This window comes from Vibrio sp. EJY3 (genome assembly GCF_000241385.1).
Taxonomy (GTDB): Bacteria; Pseudomonadota; Gammaproteobacteria; order Enterobacterales; family Vibrionaceae; genus Vibrio; species Vibrio natriegens.
Genome location: NC_016613.1, coordinates 1,243,933 through 1,264,569, shown reverse-complemented (window position 1 = coordinate 1,264,569; position 20,637 = coordinate 1,243,933). Strand labels below are relative to the sequence as shown.

General features: G+C 44.1%; 18 protein-coding genes, 1 riboswitch and 1 other annotated feature. Of the genes, 7 read left to right on the top strand and 11 right to left on the bottom strand.

Annotated features, from left to right (window positions below):
* Positions 1-45: 45 nt before the first annotated feature.
* Positions 46-1,428, bottom strand: a complete 1,383-nt coding sequence (cysS, locus tag VEJY3_RS05765) for a cysteine--tRNA ligase (protein WP_014231498.1) — start codon at positions 1,426-1,428, stop codon at positions 46-48.
* A gap of 203 nt (positions 1,429-1,631) precedes the next feature.
* Between cysS and VEJY3_RS05760 the strand changes: the two genes are divergently transcribed.
* From VEJY3_RS05760 to VEJY3_RS05745, 4 genes are all read left to right on the top strand, one after another.
* Positions 1,632-2,126 carry a peptidylprolyl isomerase gene (locus VEJY3_RS05760; RefSeq protein WP_014231497.1) on the top strand — a complete coding sequence of 165 codons (495 nt, stop codon included), beginning with the start codon at positions 1,632-1,634 and terminating at the stop codon, positions 2,124-2,126.
* A 60-nt stretch (positions 2,127-2,186) separates the two neighbouring features.
* Positions 2,187-2,915, top strand: coding sequence for a UDP-2,3-diacylglucosamine diphosphatase (lpxH, locus tag VEJY3_RS05755; protein WP_014231496.1), 729 nt, complete (start codon positions 2,187-2,189; stop codon positions 2,913-2,915).
* A gap of 108 nt (positions 2,916-3,023) precedes the next feature.
* Positions 3,024-4,238 (top strand): EAL and HDOD domain-containing protein, encoded by a 1,215-nt coding sequence (locus tag VEJY3_RS05750; RefSeq protein ID WP_014231495.1) that lies wholly within the window; start codon positions 3,024-3,026, stop codon positions 4,236-4,238.
* A gap of 90 nt (positions 4,239-4,328) precedes the next feature.
* A complete protein-coding gene (locus tag VEJY3_RS05745) occupies positions 4,329-4,832 on the top strand; it encodes a YchJ family protein (RefSeq protein WP_014231494.1) in 504 nt (167 codons plus the stop codon).
* A 68-nt stretch (positions 4,833-4,900) separates the two neighbouring features.
* Here VEJY3_RS05745 and hisIE read toward each other — a convergent pair whose 3' ends face one another.
* The 8 genes from hisIE to hisG form a co-directional block, all read right to left on the bottom strand.
* Positions 4,901-5,536, bottom strand: coding sequence for a bifunctional phosphoribosyl-AMP cyclohydrolase/phosphoribosyl-ATP diphosphatase HisIE (gene hisIE / locus VEJY3_RS05740; protein ID WP_014231493.1), 636 nt, complete (start codon positions 5,534-5,536; stop codon positions 4,901-4,903).
* Positions 5,533-6,306: an imidazole glycerol phosphate synthase subunit HisF gene (gene hisF, locus VEJY3_RS05735; protein ID WP_014231492.1), complete on the bottom strand. Its 774-nt coding sequence runs from the start codon at positions 6,304-6,306 to the stop codon at positions 5,533-5,535. The genes hisIE and hisF overlap by 4 nt, the downstream gene beginning before the upstream one ends.
* Positions 6,288-7,025 (bottom strand): 1-(5-phosphoribosyl)-5-[(5-phosphoribosylamino)methylideneamino]imidazole-4-carboxamide isomerase, encoded by a 738-nt coding sequence (hisA, locus tag VEJY3_RS05730; protein WP_014231491.1) that lies wholly within the window; start codon positions 7,023-7,025, stop codon positions 6,288-6,290. The genes hisF and hisA overlap by 19 nt, the downstream gene beginning before the upstream one ends.
* A 13-nt stretch (positions 7,026-7,038) precedes the next feature.
* Positions 7,039-7,653, bottom strand: coding sequence for an imidazole glycerol phosphate synthase subunit HisH (gene hisH, locus VEJY3_RS05725; protein ID WP_014231490.1), 615 nt, complete (start codon positions 7,651-7,653; stop codon positions 7,039-7,041).
* Between the two features lie 36 nt (positions 7,654-7,689).
* Positions 7,690-8,763: a bifunctional histidinol-phosphatase/imidazoleglycerol-phosphate dehydratase HisB gene (gene hisB, locus VEJY3_RS05720; RefSeq protein WP_014231489.1), complete on the bottom strand. Its 1,074-nt coding sequence runs from the start codon at positions 8,761-8,763 to the stop codon at positions 7,690-7,692.
* Between the two features lie 76 nt (positions 8,764-8,839).
* A complete protein-coding gene (gene hisC / locus VEJY3_RS05715; RefSeq protein ID WP_014231488.1) occupies positions 8,840-9,880 on the bottom strand; it encodes a histidinol-phosphate transaminase in 1,041 nt (346 codons plus the stop codon).
* A gap of 15 nt (positions 9,881-9,895) precedes the next feature.
* Positions 9,896-11,188, bottom strand: coding sequence for a histidinol dehydrogenase (hisD, locus tag VEJY3_RS05710; RefSeq protein WP_014231487.1), 1,293 nt, complete (start codon positions 11,186-11,188; stop codon positions 9,896-9,898).
* Between the two features lie 5 nt (positions 11,189-11,193).
* Positions 11,194-12,090: an ATP phosphoribosyltransferase gene (gene hisG / locus VEJY3_RS05705; RefSeq protein WP_014231486.1), complete on the bottom strand. Its 897-nt coding sequence runs from the start codon at positions 12,088-12,090 to the stop codon at positions 11,194-11,196.
* A gap of 51 nt (positions 12,091-12,141) precedes the next feature.
* Positions 12,142-12,279, bottom strand: a sequence feature (His leader region).
* A 362-nt stretch (positions 12,280-12,641) separates the two neighbouring features.
* Between hisG and VEJY3_RS05700 the strand changes: the two genes are divergently transcribed.
* Together VEJY3_RS05700 and VEJY3_RS05695 are read left to right on the top strand one after the other, a co-directional pair.
* A complete protein-coding gene (locus tag VEJY3_RS05700) occupies positions 12,642-13,595 on the top strand; it encodes a sigma-54-dependent Fis family transcriptional regulator (RefSeq protein ID WP_014231485.1) in 954 nt (317 codons plus the stop codon).
* A gap of 174 nt (positions 13,596-13,769) precedes the next feature.
* Positions 13,770-16,154, top strand: coding sequence for a hypothetical protein (locus VEJY3_RS05695; protein WP_014231484.1), 2,385 nt, complete (start codon positions 13,770-13,772; stop codon positions 16,152-16,154).
* 106 nt (positions 16,155-16,260) lie between these two features.
* Here VEJY3_RS05695 and tet(35) read toward each other — a convergent pair whose 3' ends face one another.
* A complete protein-coding gene (gene tet(35), locus VEJY3_RS05690) occupies positions 16,261-17,862 on the bottom strand; it encodes a tetracycline efflux Na+/H+ antiporter family transporter Tet(35) (protein ID WP_014231483.1) in 1,602 nt (533 codons plus the stop codon).
* 109 nt (positions 17,863-17,971) lie between these two features.
* Positions 17,972-18,152: riboswitch (Lysine riboswitch) on the bottom strand.
* A gap of 591 nt (positions 18,153-18,743) precedes the next feature.
* Between tet(35) and VEJY3_RS05685 the strand changes: the two genes are divergently transcribed.
* The gene (locus VEJY3_RS05685; RefSeq protein ID WP_014231482.1) at positions 18,744-19,151 is read left to right on the top strand and encodes an H-NS family nucleoid-associated regulatory protein; all 408 of its coding nucleotides are present in this window, start codon (positions 18,744-18,746) and stop codon (positions 19,149-19,151) included.
* 121 nt (positions 19,152-19,272) lie between these two features.
* On the opposite strand, the gene VEJY3_RS05680 is transcribed toward VEJY3_RS05685, so the two are convergent.
* The gene (locus VEJY3_RS05680) at positions 19,273-20,577 is read right to left on the bottom strand and encodes an inosine/guanosine kinase (protein ID WP_014231481.1); all 1,305 of its coding nucleotides are present in this window, start codon (positions 20,575-20,577) and stop codon (positions 19,273-19,275) included.
* Positions 20,578-20,637: the final 60 nt, after the last annotated feature.

Below are 20,637 nucleotides of genomic sequence, written 5' to 3'. Positions count from 1 at the left end.
GAAAATAAAAGGGCTGAATTATCAGCCCTTTAAAAGAAAATTCAATTACTTACGACGCCAAGTTGTGCCTTCTGGACCATCTTCCAGCACGATGCCCATTTCGGTTAGCTTATCGCGTGCCATATCTGCGTTCGCCCAATCTTTAGACGCACGAGAGTCGTTACGCAGTTTGATCAACGCTTCAATTTCTGCCACTTCATCATCATTACCTGCGTCACCTTTTAGGAAGGCTTCAGGATCTTGATAAAGAATACCGATAACATCAGCAAGCTCACGCATTAATGCGCCAAGTTCGCTCGCTTTCTCGACGCTTTCTGTCTTCAGGCGGTTTACTTCACGCGCCATATCAAACAGTACTGAGTAAGCTTCAGGCGTGTTGAAATCGTCATTCATCGCGTTAGTAAAGCGAGAAACGTACTCTTCACCACCAGCTGGTGCTGCTTTTAAATCAAGACCACGTAGCGACGTGTATAAACGCTCAAGTGAAGCACGCGCTTGGTTTAGGTTATCTTCGCTGTAGTTTAGTTGGCTACGGTAGTGACCAGACATCAGGAAGTAGCGTACAGTTTCCGCATCGTAGTGACCTAGAACGTCACGGATGGTGAAGAAATTACCCAGAGACTTAGACATTTTCTCGCGATCGACCATCACCATGCCACTGTGCATCCAAGTGTTCACGTACTTAGTGTCGTGTGCACAGCAAGACTGAGCGATCTCATTCTCGTGGTGAGGGAACTGAAGGTCAGAACCGCCGCCGTGGATGTCGAAGTGGTTACCAAGAATTGACGAGTTCATTGCAGAACATTCAATGTGCCAACCTGGACGGCCAGGGCCCCATGGAGATTCCCAAGTTGGTTCGCCAGGCTTAGACATTTTCCAAAGTACGAAATCTAGTGGGCTGCGTTTTGCTGTTTCGATATCAACACGAGCACCAGCCTGAAGCTGATCCAAGTCTTGTTTAGACAGTTTACCGTATTCGTCAAACTTGCCTACTTCAAACATGACATCGCCGTTATCAGCAACATAAGCAAAGCCACGTTCAATCAGCTTTTCAACCAACTCGATGATTTCTGTGATGAACTGCGTAGCGCGAGGCTCAACGTCTGGGCGCTTCATATTTAGCGCATCGAAATCAGCATGCATTTCGCCAATCAGGCGCTCAGTCAATGAATCACAAGATTCACCGTTTTCTGCCGCACGCTTAATGATCTTATCGTCGATATCGGTGATATTGCGAACAAACGTTAGATCGTAACCCAAGTAACGCAGGTAGCGAGAAACAACGTCAAAAGACACAAAAGTACGACCGTGGCCGATGTGACAGAGATCGTAGATGGTAACTCCACAGACATACATGCCAACTTTGCCGGCTGTAATTGGTTTGAATTCCTCTTTCTGTCTTGTGAGTGTGTTATATATCTTTAACATGATCTCTATCTATGATTGTGAATGATTACAAGAAGGCCGAGTATAACAACTCCGACCTTATTAGGTAATAGGAATTAACCGATAAAACGATAATCGGCTAAACTTCAAGCACAAAACGATTAATTTCTTCTTCCTGAGTTTTTAAAGCGTTGTAACTTAGGCTAGAATCTCGGGCTCAATACAACACAGTAAAGGACAGTAGCATGATCACCCTTCACACTAATTTTGGTGACATCAAGATTCAACTAAACGAAGAGAAAGCGCCAGAAACAAGCGCAAACTTCCTACAGTACTGCCGCGACGGTTTTTACGACAACACTCTATTCCACCGTGTTATTGATGGTTTCATGGTTCAAGGTGGCGGCATGGAATCAGGTCTACGTGAAAAAGCAACACGTGCACCGATCAAAAATGAAGCAAACAACGGCCTTAGCAACAAAGTAGGTACTCTTGCTATGGCACGTACTATGGAGCCGCACTCAGCAAGCTCTCAGTTCTTCATCAACGTAAACAACAACACATTCCTAGACTTCCGTAGCGAAAGCCTAGACGGTTGGGGTTACTGTGTATTCGGTGAAGTTGTAGAAGGTATGGACGTAGTTAACCAAATCAAAGGCGTTAGCACTGGTTCTTACGGCATGCACCAAGACGTACCACTAGAAGACGTGGTAATCAATGGTACAACAATCGAAGAGTAATTCTTACGAATTATTCCCACCACTTAATTAAATGGGGAGGCCTCGCCTCCCCTTATTTCTATGACAACATTATTTATATCAGACCTGCACCTTACGCCGTCACGCCCTGACATTACAGAGTGTTTTGTGACGTTTATGCGCACAGAAGCCCCAAAAGCCGACGCTTTATACGTATTAGGCGATCTTTTCGAGTTTTGGGTCGGTGACGACGACAAAACGCCTTTCGCAAACCAAATTCGGACCGAATTTAAAACGCTTACCGACAGCGGTGTTCGTGTCTTCTTTATTCAAGGCAACCGTGATTTCCTGTTAGGAAAACGTTTTTGCAAACAAACGGGGATTACGCTTCTTGATGATGTTTGTACTATTGATCTTTATGGCAAAAAAGCGGTGATCTTACATGGCGATACGCTATGTACAGACGATGTTGACTATCAGAAATTTCGCAAAACCGTTCACCAACCATGGTTGCAATGGGTCTTCAACCATATCCCTTGGTTTATAAAGAAAAAAATCGTCGCCAAAGTTCAATCTGATATTCGAGATGATAAACGCAACAAATCTTTAGACATCATGGATGTTAACCAAAGCGAAGTAGAAAACGTGATGTCTCAATATTGCGTCGACCTGATGATTCATGGTCACACACATCGTCCAGATACACACCATTTCGACGTCAACGGGGTTAAGAAAACACGCATAGTTTTAGGTGACTGGTATACGCAAGGCTCAGTTTTACAAGTAAATTCTGACGGCTTTCTTCTGGAAACAAGGCCTTTCAACTCATAAATTACGCAAAACCTGTTAAGAGCTTACAATATTCGGACTTAAAGCATAGATATTTTATCAAAAATTGTTATCATCCTATGACTCAGTTAAGCAGAATGAAGTACCTAATTGAAGTATTCTTACGTAGCTCGCCAACCAATTCTAGATAGAGAAAAGCGAACCATTGGTTATGAACTTCTCTTTCGCGACGGCCCCAAAAATACCTTCCCTGAAGTAGAACCCGAGCTGGCTACTAGTCGATTGCTGTCTGATCATTTTCTATCGACGCATTACAATACATTAGGTAACAAGCTGGGGTTTGTTAACTTCCCCCAGCAGAGTCTGATCAATTTGGTTCCCACTTTATTTCCTAAAGACTCATTAGTTATTGAGGTCTTAGAAGATTGTGAGCCGACAGAAGAACTGCTTAAAGCGATTAAATATTTGCATGAATGTGGGTACAAAATCGCACTGGATGATTTCGTACCAACCAAGGCTTGGAAGCAATTTCTTCCCTACGTCTCGATCATCAAGTTTGATATTCGCCTGGTGCCGATAGAAAAAGCGGCAATTTTTATTCAAACCCTTCGTCACTACAACATCGAATTTCTTGCCGAGAAAGTGGAAACTTATGAAGAGTTTGAACAGACTCTAGAGGCAGGGTTCAATTACTTTCAGGGCTACTTCTTCAGTAAACCTGAAATGATCAAGAAAAAGCAGCTGAAACCGTCATTTTTGGCAGTTATCCAGTTGTGTAAAGAGATTGCCGATAAACCCATCAACTTTGATGAAGTTGAACGTCTGTTTTCAATCGACATTACGCTTTCATACAAGCTACTGACTTACGTCAATTCCGGATACACACTCGCGACCAAAATTAAGTCCTTCAGACAAGCTCTGATTTACTTGGGTGAAGATCGCCTGCGACGGTTCATCTCACTCGTTGCCATCGCTTCAGTTCAAGATGACAAGCCAGACTCTCTCTATACGCTTGCAATCCAACGCGCTCGAATGTGTGAGTTATTGCTGAGCTTGATGAGAACCAAATATGATCCGGGACAAGCCTTTCTAACGGGGATGTTTTCGCTGCTAGACTCACTGCTCGACCAACCTCTGAGCGATGTGATTAACGATATTCCTGTGGACGACGATATCAAATTAGCGCTCACAAGCCACAAAGGTGTATTGGGTTACTTACTGTCGATGACTATCGCGTATGAACAAGCAAACTGGGAGCGAGTTGAGAAATATTGCACGGCTCTAAAGCTCACAGAAGAGCAACTTGTCGAAGCATTTAACCAGTCTACCGTCTGGGCTCAGGAACTCCTTTCCCAAAGTTCTTAAGCGTTGCATCTTCTGATAACGTCGTTCGGGTGTATAATCCTATCTATCTCACCGACGTGAGCCTGTTTAATCAAATAGAGATTTCTTTTTATGTCTTCTACCTGCCCATGCGGCTCTAATCTCCCTTATCAACAGTGTTGTGAAATTGCCCATAGCAATCACAAAAATGTAGAAACACCAGAGCAGTTAATGCGCTCACGCTACAGTGCTCATGTTTTAGGTTTAGTGGATTATGTTGTCGCGACTTATCACCCGAGTTGTCATGCTGAAGATCAGCGCGAAGGCATTGCACAATCTATCGATAGTGACTGGTGCCAACTTGAAGTAATAAAAGCTGAAGCAGGCAGCAATGAAAATGAAGGGTTTGTTGAATTCAACGCCTACTTCAATGAAGAAGGTAAACGCTACTGCCTGAGTGAGCGTTCACGCTTTGTCAAAGAGCATGGCCTTTGGTACTACATTGACGGAACCTTCCCACAAGACGAACAAGAACCAGATCCTCGTCTGAGCCAGCCAGTAAGTAGCCTGAAAGTCGGCCGTAATGACCCATGTATTTGTGGCAGCGGTAAGAAATTTAAGAAGTGTTGTGGTTAATCCAAATACTTGCTGATAGACAAAAGGCTTCCTGTTGGAAGCCTTTTTCGTGTGAATGATAAGCAAAGTTACTTGTGGCGCTCTTTAAGCTTATTCACTACGTCGTTCATAGACAGACCTTGGTCTTGCAGCAGGACCATCAAGTGATAAATCAAATCCGCCGATTCGCACACTAGTTCCGCCTTGTCACCCGACGTTGCCGCAAGCGCGACTTCAACGCCCTCTTCGCCCACTTTCTGCGAAATACGCTTGGTGCCACGGGCATAAAGACTGGCGGTATAAGAGGACTCTGGGTCGGCGTCCTTGCGGGCAGCCAGTAGCTGCTCAAGTTGATGAAGCCACACCATTTGCGACTCTTCTTGCGGGTCTCCATCCCAGCACGTTGTAGTGCCAGTGTGGCAAGTTGGACCAATCGGATTCACTTTGACCAATAAGGTGTCATTGTCACAATCCAGTGAAATGTTCACCAACTGAAGAACATTGCCCGAGGTTTCGCCTTTCGTCCACAAACGCTCTTTGGTGCGAGAGAAAAATGTCACCTGACCAGTTTCGCCCGTTTTTACTAGCGCGTCCTGGTTCATGTAACCCATCATCAGCACTTGGCTGGACTGGAAGTCTTGGACGATAGCAGGTACCAGACCATCCACCTTCTCCCAGTTGATTCGCTCTTGTAGCGAACTTACTTCGGCGGCTGCAAAACTCATACTCGTACCTCTATACCTTGCTGTTTTAAATACTGTTTCAACTCGCCAATATTTATGACTTGTTTGTGGAATACTGACGCGGCTAATGCGCCGTCAACATTCGCTTTTTGGTAAGCTTCTGCAAAGTGCTCCATTGCACCCGCACCACCTGAAGCAATCAGAGGCACCTTACACACTTCACGAACCATATTGAGCTGTTCAATGTCGTAACCGTTGCGGACGCCATCTTGGTTCATCATATTCAGAACGATTTCACCAGCGCCGCGCTTTTGCACTTCTTGTACCCAGTCACGCGTTTCCCATTTTGTCGCTTTTGTACGCTCTTCATCACCAGTGAACTGGTAAACCTGATATTTGCCCGTGTCCTTGTCATAGTATGAGTCGATACCAACCACAATACATTGAACACCAAACTTATCAGCCAGATCTGTAATTAGTTGTGGATTCGCGAGAGCCGGAGAGTTGATCGAAACTTTATCAGCACCAAACTCCAGAATACGCGCTGCATCTTCTGCTGATTTAATGCCACCAGCTACACAGAAAGGAATATCGATGACTTCAGCTACGCGCTTCACCCAGCTCTTATCAACCACACGACCATCGCTAGACGCCGTAATATCGTAAAACACTAACTCGTCAGCGCCTTCTTCCGCGTAGCGCTGCGCAAGAGGAACAATGTCACCGATGATTTCGTGGTTACGAAACTGTACTCCTTTCACCACCTGACCATCACGTACATCAAGACATGGGATTATTCGCTTTGCCAACATGTGAATGCCTCCTCTGCGGTAAATTTACCATCAAGTAACGCGCGGCCAACGATTACACCTGCCACTCCGCTGCCTTTCAGGGCTTCAATGTCGGCCAGTGAGCCGATACCACCTGACGATTGAAACTGAACTTGTGGGTATTGCTTACAAAGATCCACGTATAACTCAACGTTAGAGCCTTCAAGTGTGCCGTCACGGGAAATGTCCGTACATAGCACGTGCTTCAGACCAACTGTAAGGTAGTCATCAATCAATGCTTCAATGGTTACGCCGGAGTCTTCCTGCCAACCAGAGATAGCAACTTTACGTGTACCATCCTGATCGATGTTGATATCCAGCGCCAGAACGATTCTTTCTGCTCCGTATTTTTCCATCCAGCCTTTTACTAACTCTGGTTGTTTAACGGCGGTAGAGCCTACTACAACACGCTGAGCACCCGCTTCTAACAGATCCACAACGTCCTGTTCAACGCGAACACCACCACCAATCTGAATGTTGGCTGGTGTGCTTGCCAATAGTTTTGCAATCAGATCAAGCTGTCGTGCAGACGTGTCTTTTGCACCCGTTAAGTCAACCAAATGCAGCCAATTTGCACCCGCTTGATGATACAGATTGAACTGCTCTGCTGGATCCACTTTGTATTCAGTTACTTGTCCGTAATCACCTTGGTAAAGGCGAACCACCTGTCCTTCAATTAAATCAAGAGCTGGAATAATCACACTAAATTCCCTTTTATAATTCTAAGAAGTTTTGAATAAGCTTCGCGCCCGCTTTTGAAGAACGCTCAGGGTGGAATTGCACTCCGTAGTAGTTGCCGCTCTGTACTGCTGCGGTGAACGGATTGCCGTAATTACACTCAGCGATGGTGTAATCTCCGATTGGCATCGCAAAGCTGTGTACAAAGTAGAAGTACTCACCCTCTTCGATGCCTTTAAACAATGGGTTACCCGGTTTCGCAGTAACCGTATTCCATCCCATGTGTGGCAGTGGTAAATCGCCCGTTTGAAGCAATTTTACTTCGCCATCACAAAGACCCAAACATTCAACCAGCTCATCGGCTTTTTGGCCTTTCTCTTGAGAAACCTTACCCAATAGTTGCATGCCCAGACAAATGCCAAGAAGCGGCTTTTCGACCTTTTTAACCAGCTCGATTAGATCGCGCTCCTCCAGGTTTTTCATCGCTTCACTTGCTGTACCTACGCCAGGTAAGAAAAGCTTATCCGCCGCCAAGACAACTTGAGGATCTTTTGAAACAGTTACTGTGTAGCCAAGGCGCTCAATGGCAAATCTCACCGAAGAAACGTTGGCACAGCCAGTATCAATAATCACAACTTTCTGTTCTGTCACTGTACTCATCTCCTATTAATACTTTAAGGAATGACCTTAAAGAACGCCTTTACTACTTGGCAGCTCGTTACCTTCTACTTTGATCGCCTGACGCAACGTTCGGCCGAAGGCTTTAAACAAACTTTCAATGATGTGGTGATCATTGTCACCAGCAGAAGACAGGTGCAGCGTACATGCTAATGTATCAGTCAATGAGCGGAAGAAGTGCACAACCATTTCTGTCGATAAGTCGCCCACTTGCTCACGGCCAAATTCCGCGTCGAATTTAAGGAATGGACGGCCTGATAAATCTAATGCACATTGAGCCAAACACTCATCCATCGGTAAGCTAAAACCAAAGCGGCCAATACCACGTTTATCGCCTAGTGCTTCTTTTAGTGCTTGTCCAAGTGCAAGCGCGGTATCTTCAATAGTGTGGTGATCATCGATGTGAAGATCGCCCTCTACTTTGCATACCATCTGGAAACCACCGTGAGTTGCGATTTGATCAAGCATGTGATCAAAGAACCCCAACCCCGTTGAAATATCGTTACCGCCTTGCTCATCAAGATTCACGGCAACTCTGATGTCCGTTTCTTTGGTGGTACGAATAACTTCAGCAACACGTGCTTTTACCGTCAGATCTTTCAGGATTTGCTTCCAACCCATGGTCTCTGGGTTGTATTGAATACCACGGATGGCCATATTCTCAGCAAGCTGAAGGTCTGTCGCTCGGTCGCCAATCACAACCGAATTCTGGAAGTCCACTTTGCCGCCTTGAAGGTATTCTTTCACCATACCTAGCTTAGGTTTACGGCAAGAACAGTTATCTTCGTCAAAGTGTGGACAGATAAGAACGTCATCAAACTTCACGCCTTGAGATTCAAAAATCTCCATCATCATGTTGTGTGGCGCATCAAAGTCGTCTTGTGGGTAGCTATCTGTACCTAAACCATCTTGGTTAGTCACCATGACTAGACGGTAACCTGCATCTTGTAAAGCAAGCAAGCTTGGAATTACGTATGGCTCTAACTTCAACTTGTCGAGGCGGTCTACTTGGAAATCAATCGGTGGCTCAACAATCAGTGTGCCATCACGGTCAATAAAAAGGATTTTTTGTTGTTTGCTCACTAGAACATCCTTATTGCTAATCTTGGTTGGCTCTCACTCAAGTGTGAGAGCAAGGTAACTTTATGACTTTACAGCTTTACGAATAGTAGTTTCTGATAAATCCAAGTGTCTTTTCGCACTCTTCGCGATTGCCGATACTGATACGCACACAGTTTTCAATCGGCGAGTTACGTAAAATAATGCCTGTATCCCATGCAGCTTTAAACAGAGCGTCACCATCTGGGAATTTCACCAGCAAATAATTCCCCCAGCCTTCGAACACTTCAAGCCCAGGAATCATAGACAATCCAACTTGCAGGTAAGCTCGGTTGGCGTTGAGGTCCAGAACCTGAAACTTAGCGCGAGCCAAACCTGCTTCCGATAATGCTTGTGTCGCAATGTCTGCAACCGGAACGGGTACCGGATAAGGGGCGATAACTTTAAGAAGTACATTAATCAGCTCTTCGTTTGCAAGCGTAAATCCACAGCGCAGACCAGCAAGTGCAAATGCTTTCGATAACGTACGCAGAATCGCTAAGTTCGGGTATTGCTCCAGCAAATCTACCGTTGAGGCTTCAGGACAAAAATCGATGTACGCTTCATCCATAACCACGATGGCGCGATCTTTTGTCATTTCAAGCAGCGTAACGATATCCTCACGCTTAACTAAATTGCCGGTAGGGTTATTTGGAGAACAAACAAACACCAGCTTCACGTTATCGAGATTCGCTTCAATACCCGCCAGATCCAGTTGCCAATCTGAAGTAAGTGGCACGGTCTTACGCTCGACACCAATGGTTTCTGCACTGATTGAGTACATACCGTAAGTCGGCGGACAGTAAAGAATGGCATCTTCGCCAGGCTCACAAAAAGCACGAACAAGTAGCTCAATACCTTCATCAGCACCACGAGACGTCAGTGTCTGCTCTAGTTTTACGCCAGCGTAAGCCGCGTATGCCGCAATCAGTTCTTTTGGCTGACACTCGCTGTAGCGATTAAGACGAGCAAAATCGGTTTTGTATTCATTATCAAATGGTGATTCGTTTGCATTCAGCCATACATCACCCGTACCACCAATACGGCGAGCCGATAAGTAAGGAGTTAATTCCTGGACTTGTTTACGCGCTAGCTTTTCCATCTCAATGTTTCCTTCTTACTTCGCTGCCAGTTTTTCTACACGAATCGTTACTGCACGTTTGTGCGCATCCAGACCTTCCGCTTCCGCCATAGTAACAACCGTAGGAGCCAGGTTTTTCAGGCCTTCAGCAGAGAGTTCTTGAACGGTCATACGTTTAGAGAAATCCGCTAAGCCAAGGCTAGAGTATGTGCGAGTGTAACCATACGTTGGAAGCACGTGGTTCGTACCTGACGCGTAGTCACCCGCAGATTCAGGCGACCAGTCACCCAAGAAAATTGAGCCTGCGTTATCAAGTAGAGGCAGCAACTCACGCGGGTTTTTGGTTTGAACAATTAAGTGCTCTGGGCCGTAGTAGTTCGAAATAGAAACCGCTTGAGTCAGGGATTCAGCGATAATGATCAAACTTGATGCAAGTGCCTTTTGTGCGATATCAGCACGCGAAAGCTGTTTCAGTTGACGTTGTACGGCATCCGTTACTTGGTCCGCAATGATTGCTGAAGGAGTAACCAGTACAACTTGGGAGTCAGGGCCGTGCTCTGCCTGGCTAAGTAGGTCAGCAGCAATAAAATCTGCGTCAGCCGTGTCATCAGCAAGAACCAGCACTTCAGACGGACCAGCAGGCATATCAATCGCTGCACCACGGAAATCGTTACTTACCTGGCGTTTTGCCTCTGTAACATACGCATTGCCCGGACCGAAAATCTTATCAACTTTAGAAACCGTTTCCGTTCCGTAAGCCATCGCTGCAACCGCTTGACCACCACCCACATTGTATACTTCATCGATACCGCAAAGTTTTGCAACGTACAGGATTTCATCAGCAATTGGCGGAGGAGAACAAAGCACCACTTTGCGACAACCTGCAATTTTTGCTGGTACACCAAGCATCAAAACGGTTGATGGCAATGGCGCGCTGCCACCCGGGATGTACAAACCGACTTTTTGGATTGGACGAGTCACTTGCTCACACATTACGCCCGGTTGAGTCTCAACTTTAATTGGCTGAGGCTTTTGCGCTTTGTGGAACTTAGCAATATTGTTATAAGCTTGATTCAACGCGCTTTTCATCTTCTCAGAAAGACGATTTGCAGCTGCGTCAATTTCATTAGCAGAAACACGAATTGATTCTGGCTTTACGCGGTCAAACTTTTCCGTAAGTTCTACAAGTGCAGCATCACCTTCGCTACGTACTTTCGCAATAACCTCTGCAACCGCAGCAGTAATGTTTGCGCCTTCTGCGATGGCTGGACGCTCTAAAATCGAATCTTGTTGATTCTCACTCAGTGATTGCCAAACAACTGTTCTCATGACCCTTACTCCATCATTTTTTCAATTGGTAGCACGAGAATTGAGCTCGCACCTAGCTCTTTTAGCTGTTCCATTGTTTCCCAGAACAGATTCTCAGAGCTCACCAAGTGAACCGCCATTTTCTGCTTGTCTGCTGATAATGGTAATACAGTTGGGTCTTCCGCACCCGGTAGTAGCGCTTTAATTTGCTCCAGCTTTTCTGCTGGCGCGTGCAGCATGATGTATTTTGACTCTTTTGCTTGCTGAACGCCTTGCATACGAGTAAGTAGCTTATTGATCAGCGCCGTCTTATCAGCGTCAAACTCACCTAAGCGTTGAATAAGCGTTGCTTTAGATTTAAAGATGACCTCAGCTTCTTTAAGACCGTTGGCTTCTAGTGTTGCACCGGTTGAAACTAAGTCGGCAATCGCATCCGCCAGACCAGCGCGTGGTGCAACTTCTACAGAACCTGTCAACATACAAGTTGAGAACGGCACACCGGCTTTATCCATGTATGCCTTTAGTAGGTGCGGATAAGTCGTAGCAATGCGTTTACCCGCTAAATCTTGAGGACCGTTATATTCTTCGTCTTTATCGATAGCAATAGACAGACGACAACCACCAAAATCAAGGCGACGAAGTTGAACAAATTCACATGGCTCACCTTGTACTTTACGGTCTAAACGCACTTCTTCCAGTTCGTTTTCACCGATGAAACCAAGGTCAACAACGCCATCCATAACCAGACCTGGAATATCGTCATCACGTACCAGCAACAAATCAATTGGCATATTTTCTGAGTGAACCACAAGACGCTCACCCATGAGGTTAAACTTCACGCCGCACTGTTTAAGTAGAGCTTGGCTCTCTTTGCTAAGACGACCTTTTTTCTGAATTGCGATTCTTAAGCGTTGTGATTGCATTGCTATGTCCCTGTACAAGATATTGAAAAATAAATATTTTTTAAACCAAAAACGAAAAAACCCTCGGAAGAATGTTTTCTCCCGAGGGTTTTAAATCTGAATTTCTTTGATTTTAACCTCCGGGAGTATCCTGTCTCCCGGGTATGCGCACATCTCCCGAAAGACTAGACTGGGTGATGATGGTGATGAATGTTCATTACAAAATTGCGCATACTTATTTACTGCTCTGTTTCGTTGCTCTGTTGGTAAACACACTAACCAAGGATTCTGTTTTTTTCAACACTAAATTTTACCTTTTCTAACATTTTTTACTAATACGTTGTTTTTGTTTGATTTTTATTTATCTAACCTGTACTAAAAACCAATGAAAAAAGTCTCTATTCAACCGGTATCCTAGTAAATAACGTCGAATTTATAAATTTTGCTATAAACAGCTAGTTAGCATTTTTCATCACTGTAATTAACAATTTTCTCAATAAAAAGACAATAACTCGCCTTACGGCAACTAATTAAAAACTATTATTTTATTGGGGCAAAAATAGTGATTAATGATGAAACTGCATAACAATAGTGCTAACAAAGTTGTGGATTTCAGCGATGCCGATTTATATCCATTAATCGGTAACAGCGCATGTATCCAAGAACTTCGTAATGCAATTAAAAAATACGCTCGATGCGATGCAGAAGTGCTCATTCAGGGAGAGACTGGTGTGGGCAAGGGCTTGTGCGCCCGCCTTATTCATCAACTGTCGAAAAGACGAGAATGGCCTTTTATTGAGGTAAACTGTGGCGCGATTCCGAGCGGCCTTATTGCGTCTGAACTTTTTGGTCATGAAAAAGGCGCATTTACGGGTGCTATTGCTGATCGCATCGGTTTTATTCAAAAGGCTCATAAAGGCACTTTATTCTTAGATGAGATTGGAGACATGCCTCCCGATCTTCAAATTCACTTATTACATTTTTTAGAAAGTAAGCAGATACATAAAGTCGGCGCTGATAAGTTTATCGATGTCGATTGTCGTGTGATTGCTGCCAGCCATGTTGATTTGAAAAGTGAAGTGGTACAGGGAGAGTTCCGAGAGGATCTATTCTACCGACTCAATATATTGCCTTTGACGATCCCTCCTTTGAGAAAAAGAGGCAGGGACATTCTTATGCTTTCAGAGCATTTCCTAAACAGTTTATCGAATGGCCAAGTAAACAAGATGTCTGCTGACGTCGAAGAGATGCTACTCAAGCACCGCTGGCCGGGTAACGTGCGCGAACTGCGTAATGTCATCCAAAGAGCGATAATCATGTGTGACGACAACACATTGTTGGTTGAAGATTTAGGGCTCGATTGCAACGAACGACAACTCCTTCCATCAGTCGACCAAATCGATCTTGATTATTTGCTGCAAGCTATCGAAGAAAACAAACACAACATGAGTGCTGCGGCAAGAGATCTTGGTATATCCAGAACAACACTCTACCGCCTTATCAAGAAATACAATTTGAGCGTTTAACACTGTACAGCTGTAACGTAACACTGTGTAACAGTAAACTTATCTATTATCATTCACTTAAAATTTTCACGCCAAAAGCTGAAATTCAGCCCCTTATAAATCAAAAAGTTAAAACAGGCATACTCTTTGCTCTCTACTCCTTAGTCATTAAACAAGATGACACAGGAGCAGAAAATGAACACCAACAGGCAATTTTCCAGAATAAGGACAGCGACTCTTGCGGTATCTGCACTGGCTCTCATGTTTTCAATGTCAGCTTTTGCTAGATTAGATGGCGCTATTTTCACAACCACGCCTCTGGGCGACATCGTCAATGAAAATGTCCGCTACCAATCTAAAGAAGAAGTCTTTTTAGATGGTGGCCCTGGGCCTCAAGCCCCAAGAACGGCGGCAGCATTACCTGAAGGGCTTTATTACTTTCAGGTCACCGATCCATCAGGTAAATGTTTGTTATCAAGTACGCTAGAAAGCGCTGATACAAACGGCGGTACCTGCTACCAAGATGTAAAAATCAAAGGTAAGAATGCCAAAAACGCCGAGGCATTTTACGCAGAACCATTATCATGCCGACTTTTCTACTTTGATGGTGAAGATGGCGTGACCTTTATCAACGACTCGTACACTATGACTCAAGAAGTGAAAGTTCGCGGTAAAATGGAAACGCAATCCATAGTCGTAGAATGTAGACATCAGCTTGGTAGTGAGTATTTGGAAATAGACCCGTCAGCAATGCCAGATGGTGAAACTATTCAACTCTTCCCGTTTGCAAATACGCCTAATTCGGGTGGTGTTTATAAAGCGTGGGTCTCCACTGCGGAGAGCGTAGAAGCAGCTTGCGGTAACTACATCAATAACGAATTAGAAACCGGTGAAAACTGTAATGGTTTCTTTGGTTTTATTCCACGTAACTCGAAAACGGATAACTTTAAAGCTTTAACTGCTATTCCTGAACCACCTAACTTTGATATTGCACTTCGTTCTTTCCACGATAAAAATCTGAACTGTCAATACGATCCACTTATTGATGAAATTATCCCAAATTGGGAGTTTGGTCTTCGTGATTTAGATGAAGTCATGGGAGGTATGCGCAATACCAAGTTATCTAATGACTCCCCTGATGAGCCAGTTAGATTTAGCGTAATGGGTGTTGAAGATCACCCTTGGAGTGTCGACCAATTTATGTGGTGGGCTCAAAGCGTTGGTTTTGCGGCCATGAATACTCCGTTTACCCACTTCACAACTTTTGCTGATTTAAGAGATTTCGCACCAACATTTATGGATGGTGAGCTCAAGATCGGCTTTGCTAATGCACTAGCCTGTCATGACAATATTACCGGCAATGTAAGACGATCCTCTGGTGAGGACACCGATGAAGCAAGCGGTGAAGAAGAAAGTGATACTGGGTTTATTCCTAGTGCTTGGGCAGAGCCTACCTACGATGATGAACCCGTACTATCGATTCGCTTCGGTTCTATTGGTGTTGCAAGACTAGAAGTTTGTAAGTCATTCGATGCAGATGGTAGCGGCACGCATGATGAAGGTGAACCACTTATCGCTGACTGGCCGGTAACGTTAGTGATTCCAGACAGTGTCCCAGTACCAAAACCATTCGCTCCGGACGGTATCATCGGTAACTACGAAGATGACGCGTTTGAACGTCTTGAAAAACTACTGCTAGACGCAGGGTACTTAAAAGAAGGACAAACACTCACAGCCGTAGAAGCTGATGGTTCTGTTCATAAAACGACTGGTAGTGATGGATGTGTTGAATTCCACGTTCTCGTACCTAATGTAAGAGGCGAAGATCCAGCACCATATTCAATTAGCGAGGATGTAGCAAGTCTTACCCCTACATGGATGAATACCAGTGCTTATAACATCACCTTTGATGTTGAGTCAGTATTAAGTATGGTCGACGGCGCACCGAAGATAGATGGTGTGGTACGCAATCGTAGTGATGGCGAAGAAGGTAACCAAGTTTACTTTAACAACGTTTGTAAAATCACCGTCGATTTTGATACCAAAGGCTACTGGCACAACAAAAATGGTTTGGCTGAGCTGACAGAAGCAGACCGAGACTATGTCAATGGACTAGACCCATACGACAGTCCTACCGTTTACTTTGGCGCAGGTGATGAACCATTCGACGGTGAGTACATGGACGGCACTGCTGTCGCTGCAGCCTTCTCTGACGGTTCAGCAATATGGGGAGCAGGTACCTGGCAATCAGAAGTGTCACACTTCCTAACCGATAACAATGGTAATGCCGATCTTAACGAGCACAAAGAACAGTTAGCGCAACAATTATTGGCGTTTATCTTTAATACTCGTCATCGCCCTGTTGATTCAGGCTTAAGTCCAGCAACCAAACTTTGGTTCGGCGGTGAATGGGTATCTGTAGAAGACATCATCGACAGTGCAATTGCTGCATGGCAGGGTTCTGATATTTACACAATCGATCATATTAAAACCCTACTAGATGGTATGAATAACAATGATGCAGTTGAAATTCCTGTGTCATCACCAGAGGAGTGCCCTGCTGCTTATCCACCTGAATAATAGTTAACCCCAAAAACGCGATTGCCCCCCTCACCTAAATCGCGTTTCAAAAAAAGCTCCGCTATTACTAGCGGAGCTTCCTCTTTTGCAATTAAATCAAAAGTTGTTAAACGTTCTGATAAGACGCCATCTTAGATTTAGACAACCAAGAAAGAACGCTACACACAATCACAAAAGTAACAGCTGCTGCTGAGAATGAAATTGCGATAGATGCTGTCATACCCAGAGTAATGAAGCCAACGCAAGACACTAATGCTACAGATAGCGCGTAAGGTAACTGTGTTGACACGTGGTCAATATGATTACAACGTGCACCAGTAGATGACAAGATTGTAGTATCCGAGATTGGCGAACAGTGGTCACCAAATACCGCACCTGCTAAAACGGCGCTTAACATAGGCAGCATAAGTGCGATATCCGTCGCACCCGCCATGTCACCCGCGATAGGCAGCATGATACCGAACGTACCCCAAGATGTACCTGTCGAGAATGCCATCAGACCAGACAACAAGAACAGAATCACTGGCAGCCAGTGTGGGTCAATATTACCTTGTGCCAACGTTGACAGGTAAGAACCCGTTTTCATGTCACCGATAACAGAGCCGATCGTCCACGCAAATACTAGGATCAAAATAGCGCCAAACATTGATTTCGCACCGATCCAAAGCGTACGGATGATTTCACCCATTGGAATACCCTGCTTAAGCACAGTAAATAGACCAACCGCCAGACCAAGTAAGCTACCGTAAATCAGAGACATACCCACATCGGTATTCTCGAATGCGCCCAGTAGAGCAAACTCTTTACCATCCGCAGCCAAAGCCTGACCACCGGTGTACATCATCGCAGCAATTGTCGCGACAATCAGTGTTACGATAGGCAATATCAAGTCAGATACCTGACCTTTATCGCTCTCGCGAATATCAAGTTCTTCGTTGATTTCATGAGCTTCAGGCGCGTCGTTCTCTGTATCCTTGTCAAAGCCACGGCCTTGAGACGCAGAGATTTCATGCTCGCGCATCTTACCGATGTCCAGACCAAACCACGCAACAGCAAACACCATCAATAAAGCGAATACCGCGTAGAAGTTCATAGGAATCAGACGAATGTATGCACCCAAAGCTGAGTATTCTGTGATGCCATGAGAGACTAAGATGCCGCCAATAATAGTGATGATGTAAGCGCCCCAGCTCGATGCAGGCATAATTACACACATTGGAGCCGCAGTTGAGTCCAAAATGTAAGCCAACTTAGCACGAGAAACATAGAAGCGATCGGTAACCGGACGAGAAATCGCACCAACTGCCAGGCTATTAAAGTAATCGTCGACAAAAATGAATACGCCTAAGAAGGCAGCAAGAAGTTTGGAGCCACGCTTACTTTTAACACGAGATTGTGCCCACTCAGCGAATGCTCGAGTACCACCAGATAGTGTCAACAATGCCGTTGTCATCCCCAACAGGATAAGGAAGCCAACAATGCTCATATTCCAGGTGTTAAGGCCACCATCTTCAACAAAGACAGAGGAGACTTGAGTACCAACATAGCCAGCGGTATCACCAACCGACCAACTATTTAGCAGTACCGCACCGAGTACGATACCTACACCAAGAGAAATTAATACACGTCGAGTCAAAATAGCCAGTGTCAAAGCGACTAGCGGTGGCAATAATGAAACAGGAGAACTAGAAAAATCTATTAAATTCATGATCTTCAAAAACCAAAGTTTGGCTAGAGATCTACTGCAGACAAGTTACGTTTTACTTAAAACGTACTCATGTTGAACTTAGCGACAGGGAAGCGAACACTCCACCCAACCCTACAGTAGCGCTCCATAGTTTAATGTAAATATACTATGGCAGTGTTGTTCCTTTCGGATACAACCCCAGCAAATAATGTTGATGGATTACTTGCTTCGGCAATCTTCGCCTTCCACTATTATTCATTGGCATCACCCCAATAATAGCTACTCTTCGAGACTGCGCCTCTACGGCAACAGCAAACAATTGACCGCTAATTATACAAATTAGCAACAATTTATCTGCAATATTGCATCAGGTAGCGCTATTGTACTTATGATGGGAACCAATGCAACACATCAAACTAAATTAAACAGATAAAACTCAGTTAAGCCAACTGGAAGTGTTAACTCACTCTAACGTTATCCAAATCATTATTGTGCAACTGACATCACTTCAATTAGGCTTTCTATGAAACCTTATTACTACACAAAATTACCATGCCTTATGTAATATTGATAAATAAGGTAAATGTAATGCGAATACAAAGAGACTTTATCTTTACCGACAAGTAAAAACATCTCGGCGCTTAATAAAAGTAATTACACAATTTCTGTGATTAAAATTATGCGGACTAACTTGAAATTCCATCTTATAAGTTTTAATTCTCAATAATAATATTACTTTCTCTAAAAAAGTGGCCAAAATTAAACGAAATCATGATTTAGTATTTGCACATAAGTAAAAGATAAAGTTAAATATAAGGACTTACTATTTATTTGTAGCATGGCATTATTTCATCGTAACGATAAAAGGTGCCAAACACATTAACCTATTAATAGGAATCGTTATGTCTGAGCTGACTAAAACACTTCTAAATATCCGTAGCCTTCGTGCGTTTTCTCGTGAGCTGACTCTTGAACAATTGGAAGAAGCTCTAGATAAACTTTCTACTGTTGTAGCAGAGCGTAAAGAAGCGGAAGAAGCGGAACTCGCAGCACAAGCTGAGCAAGAAGCTAAGCTTGCTGAAATCGCAGAAAAAATTGCTCAAGACGGTATTGACGTTGAAGCTCTTATTAATGCGCTATCAGGCGAAACTAAGACTAAAGCAAAATCTAAGCGCGCACCTCGCCCTGCAAAATACAAGTACACGGATACTAACGGTCAAGAAAAAACCTGGACAGGCCAAGGTCGTACACCTTCTGCAATCCAAGAGCAGCTTGATGCAGGTAAATCACTAGATGATTTCCTAATCTAATTGCTGGATATATAAAAGGCTCCTCAGGGAGCCTTTTTTGTATCTATTGGACAAATAAAAATGGCGCATATCATTATGCGCCATTTTTACATTTGTAAATGAGCTGTTAACTTTAACTAAATTAACGTTCCCAATACGCTTCTTCTAAACTATCTTCTCGCTCTGGCAAGCCACGTGAAAGACGTGGAGAATGCTGAACAAGAACTTCATAACTTGCACGGTTTGCGTATTTACAAACTTGTGAAAAAGAAGAGTAAGTTAAATACTCATTGCTGTGCTTACTTGAATTAGGCACATTTTCTTTGTGGTATTTATTCGCAGCCATGTCATGTAAAACCGCAGACAAAGCCGCATCACCTGCGCCATTGGTATTCTTAATTTTCTCCGGGCCACCCATATATGGTGAAATATGAGAATACACTTTGATCGGTGTTTCACACGCGTCTTTTTGTGCAGGTCGGCTAAATTCGTAACGGTTAAACTCTGCAATTGATCCTGGCAACAATGGCAAAGTAGTCTCACGCTTCGCGCTATCTTCTGTATAACCCGCCATAAATAAACCAACAGGTCCAGCAGTACACAATACCAAATCAGCCCAATCCAACGTCTTGTCTGATGCCGCTAAAGGATCGGACTCTCCAGTCAGTGCTTCGGCTTCATCTTCATTCATTGCGACAACAGAAACATGGTCACGAATAAACGCTTGCCAGTATTGAGGGTCGTCCTGAATAACAAATTTTGTACCCAATGTCAGTACAACTGGCACATCATACTTTTTCGCGTACTCGATCGCCTTCATGGTTGCTTCCGGCATTGGGTCGCCCTCTTTGCAACGCACCAGGTAAGACGTCAATAAAAGCGCAGAAGCGTTCTTGAAGATTTTCTCTGGGATGCTATCGGGATGAAGTTGGTTCATCTGACCTTCGCTGATGGCAAAAGTACGTTCACCGTCTTCTGTAATTAGAGCAAAACAACGCCCTATTGAGCCATTAACACCTTGAAGGTAGTTAAGGTCCATACGGCTTGATGTATTACACAAATAACGGTAGCCGTAGCTACCAATTCTAATGTCCTGACTCATTACCCCAAGCAAAGTGGAACGATCATCAGCAAGAACAGAGTAATTGTGCAACGTATTGCCAATCGTACCACCAGCGTATTCGTTAGTGATTAGGTTCTCTTCTTTTAATTGCTGATAAAGCGCTTCTGCTGTTTCATCATTAATAACTAATGAGTGGCCTTTACTCAAACCATATTTTTCAATCACATCTGTCGTAACTTTTGCTTCAATATCGACCAGTGTTTGATCAATACCGATGATGTGAGTACGCGTCATCTTCTTGCTTTCTTGTGCTTGACTGACTAAAGGGTCACGAGCATGAACAGGAAAATAATGCTTGGATTTGCGTTGTCCAGGAAATTTCATATTGTTAGTCTGAGTAAGGGATGAAAAAGAAAACGGATTCTATACCGCGAATAATATTGC

Excerpts from the sequence above, each read along its gene's own strand:
- cysS (WP_014231498.1), bottom strand. The coding sequence starts at position 1,428 with ATGTTAAAGATATATAACACACTCACAAGACAGAAAGAGGAATTCAAA.
- VEJY3_RS05760 (WP_014231497.1), top strand. The coding sequence starts at position 1,632 with ATGATCACCCTTCACACTAATTTTGGTGACATCAAGATTCAACTAAAC.
- lpxH (WP_014231496.1), top strand. The coding sequence starts at position 2,187 with ATGACAACATTATTTATATCAGACCTGCACCTTACGCCGTCACGCCCT.
- VEJY3_RS05745 (WP_014231494.1), top strand. The coding sequence starts at position 4,329 with ATGTCTTCTACCTGCCCATGCGGCTCTAATCTCCCTTATCAACAGTGT.
- hisIE (WP_014231493.1), bottom strand. The coding sequence starts at position 5,536 with ATGAGTTTTGCAGCCGCCGAAGTAAGTTCGCTACAAGAGCGAATCAAC.
- hisF (WP_014231492.1), bottom strand. The coding sequence starts at position 6,306 with ATGTTGGCAAAGCGAATAATCCCATGTCTTGATGTACGTGATGGTCAG.
- hisC (WP_014231488.1), bottom strand. The coding sequence starts at position 9,880 with ATGGAAAAGCTAGCGCGTAAACAAGTCCAGGAATTAACTCCTTACTTA.
- hisD (WP_014231487.1), bottom strand. The coding sequence starts at position 11,188 with ATGAGAACAGTTGTTTGGCAATCACTGAGTGAGAATCAACAAGATTCG.
- hisG (WP_014231486.1), bottom strand. The coding sequence starts at position 12,090 with ATGCAATCACAACGCTTAAGAATCGCAATTCAGAAAAAAGGTCGTCTT.
- VEJY3_RS05700 (WP_014231485.1), top strand. The coding sequence starts at position 12,642 with ATGAAACTGCATAACAATAGTGCTAACAAAGTTGTGGATTTCAGCGAT.
- VEJY3_RS05695 (WP_014231484.1), top strand. The coding sequence starts at position 13,770 with ATGAACACCAACAGGCAATTTTCCAGAATAAGGACAGCGACTCTTGCG.
- VEJY3_RS05685 (WP_014231482.1), top strand. The coding sequence starts at position 18,744 with ATGTCTGAGCTGACTAAAACACTTCTAAATATCCGTAGCCTTCGTGCG.
- VEJY3_RS05680 (WP_014231481.1), bottom strand. The coding sequence starts at position 20,577 with ATGAAATTTCCTGGACAACGCAAATCCAAGCATTATTTTCCTGTTCAT.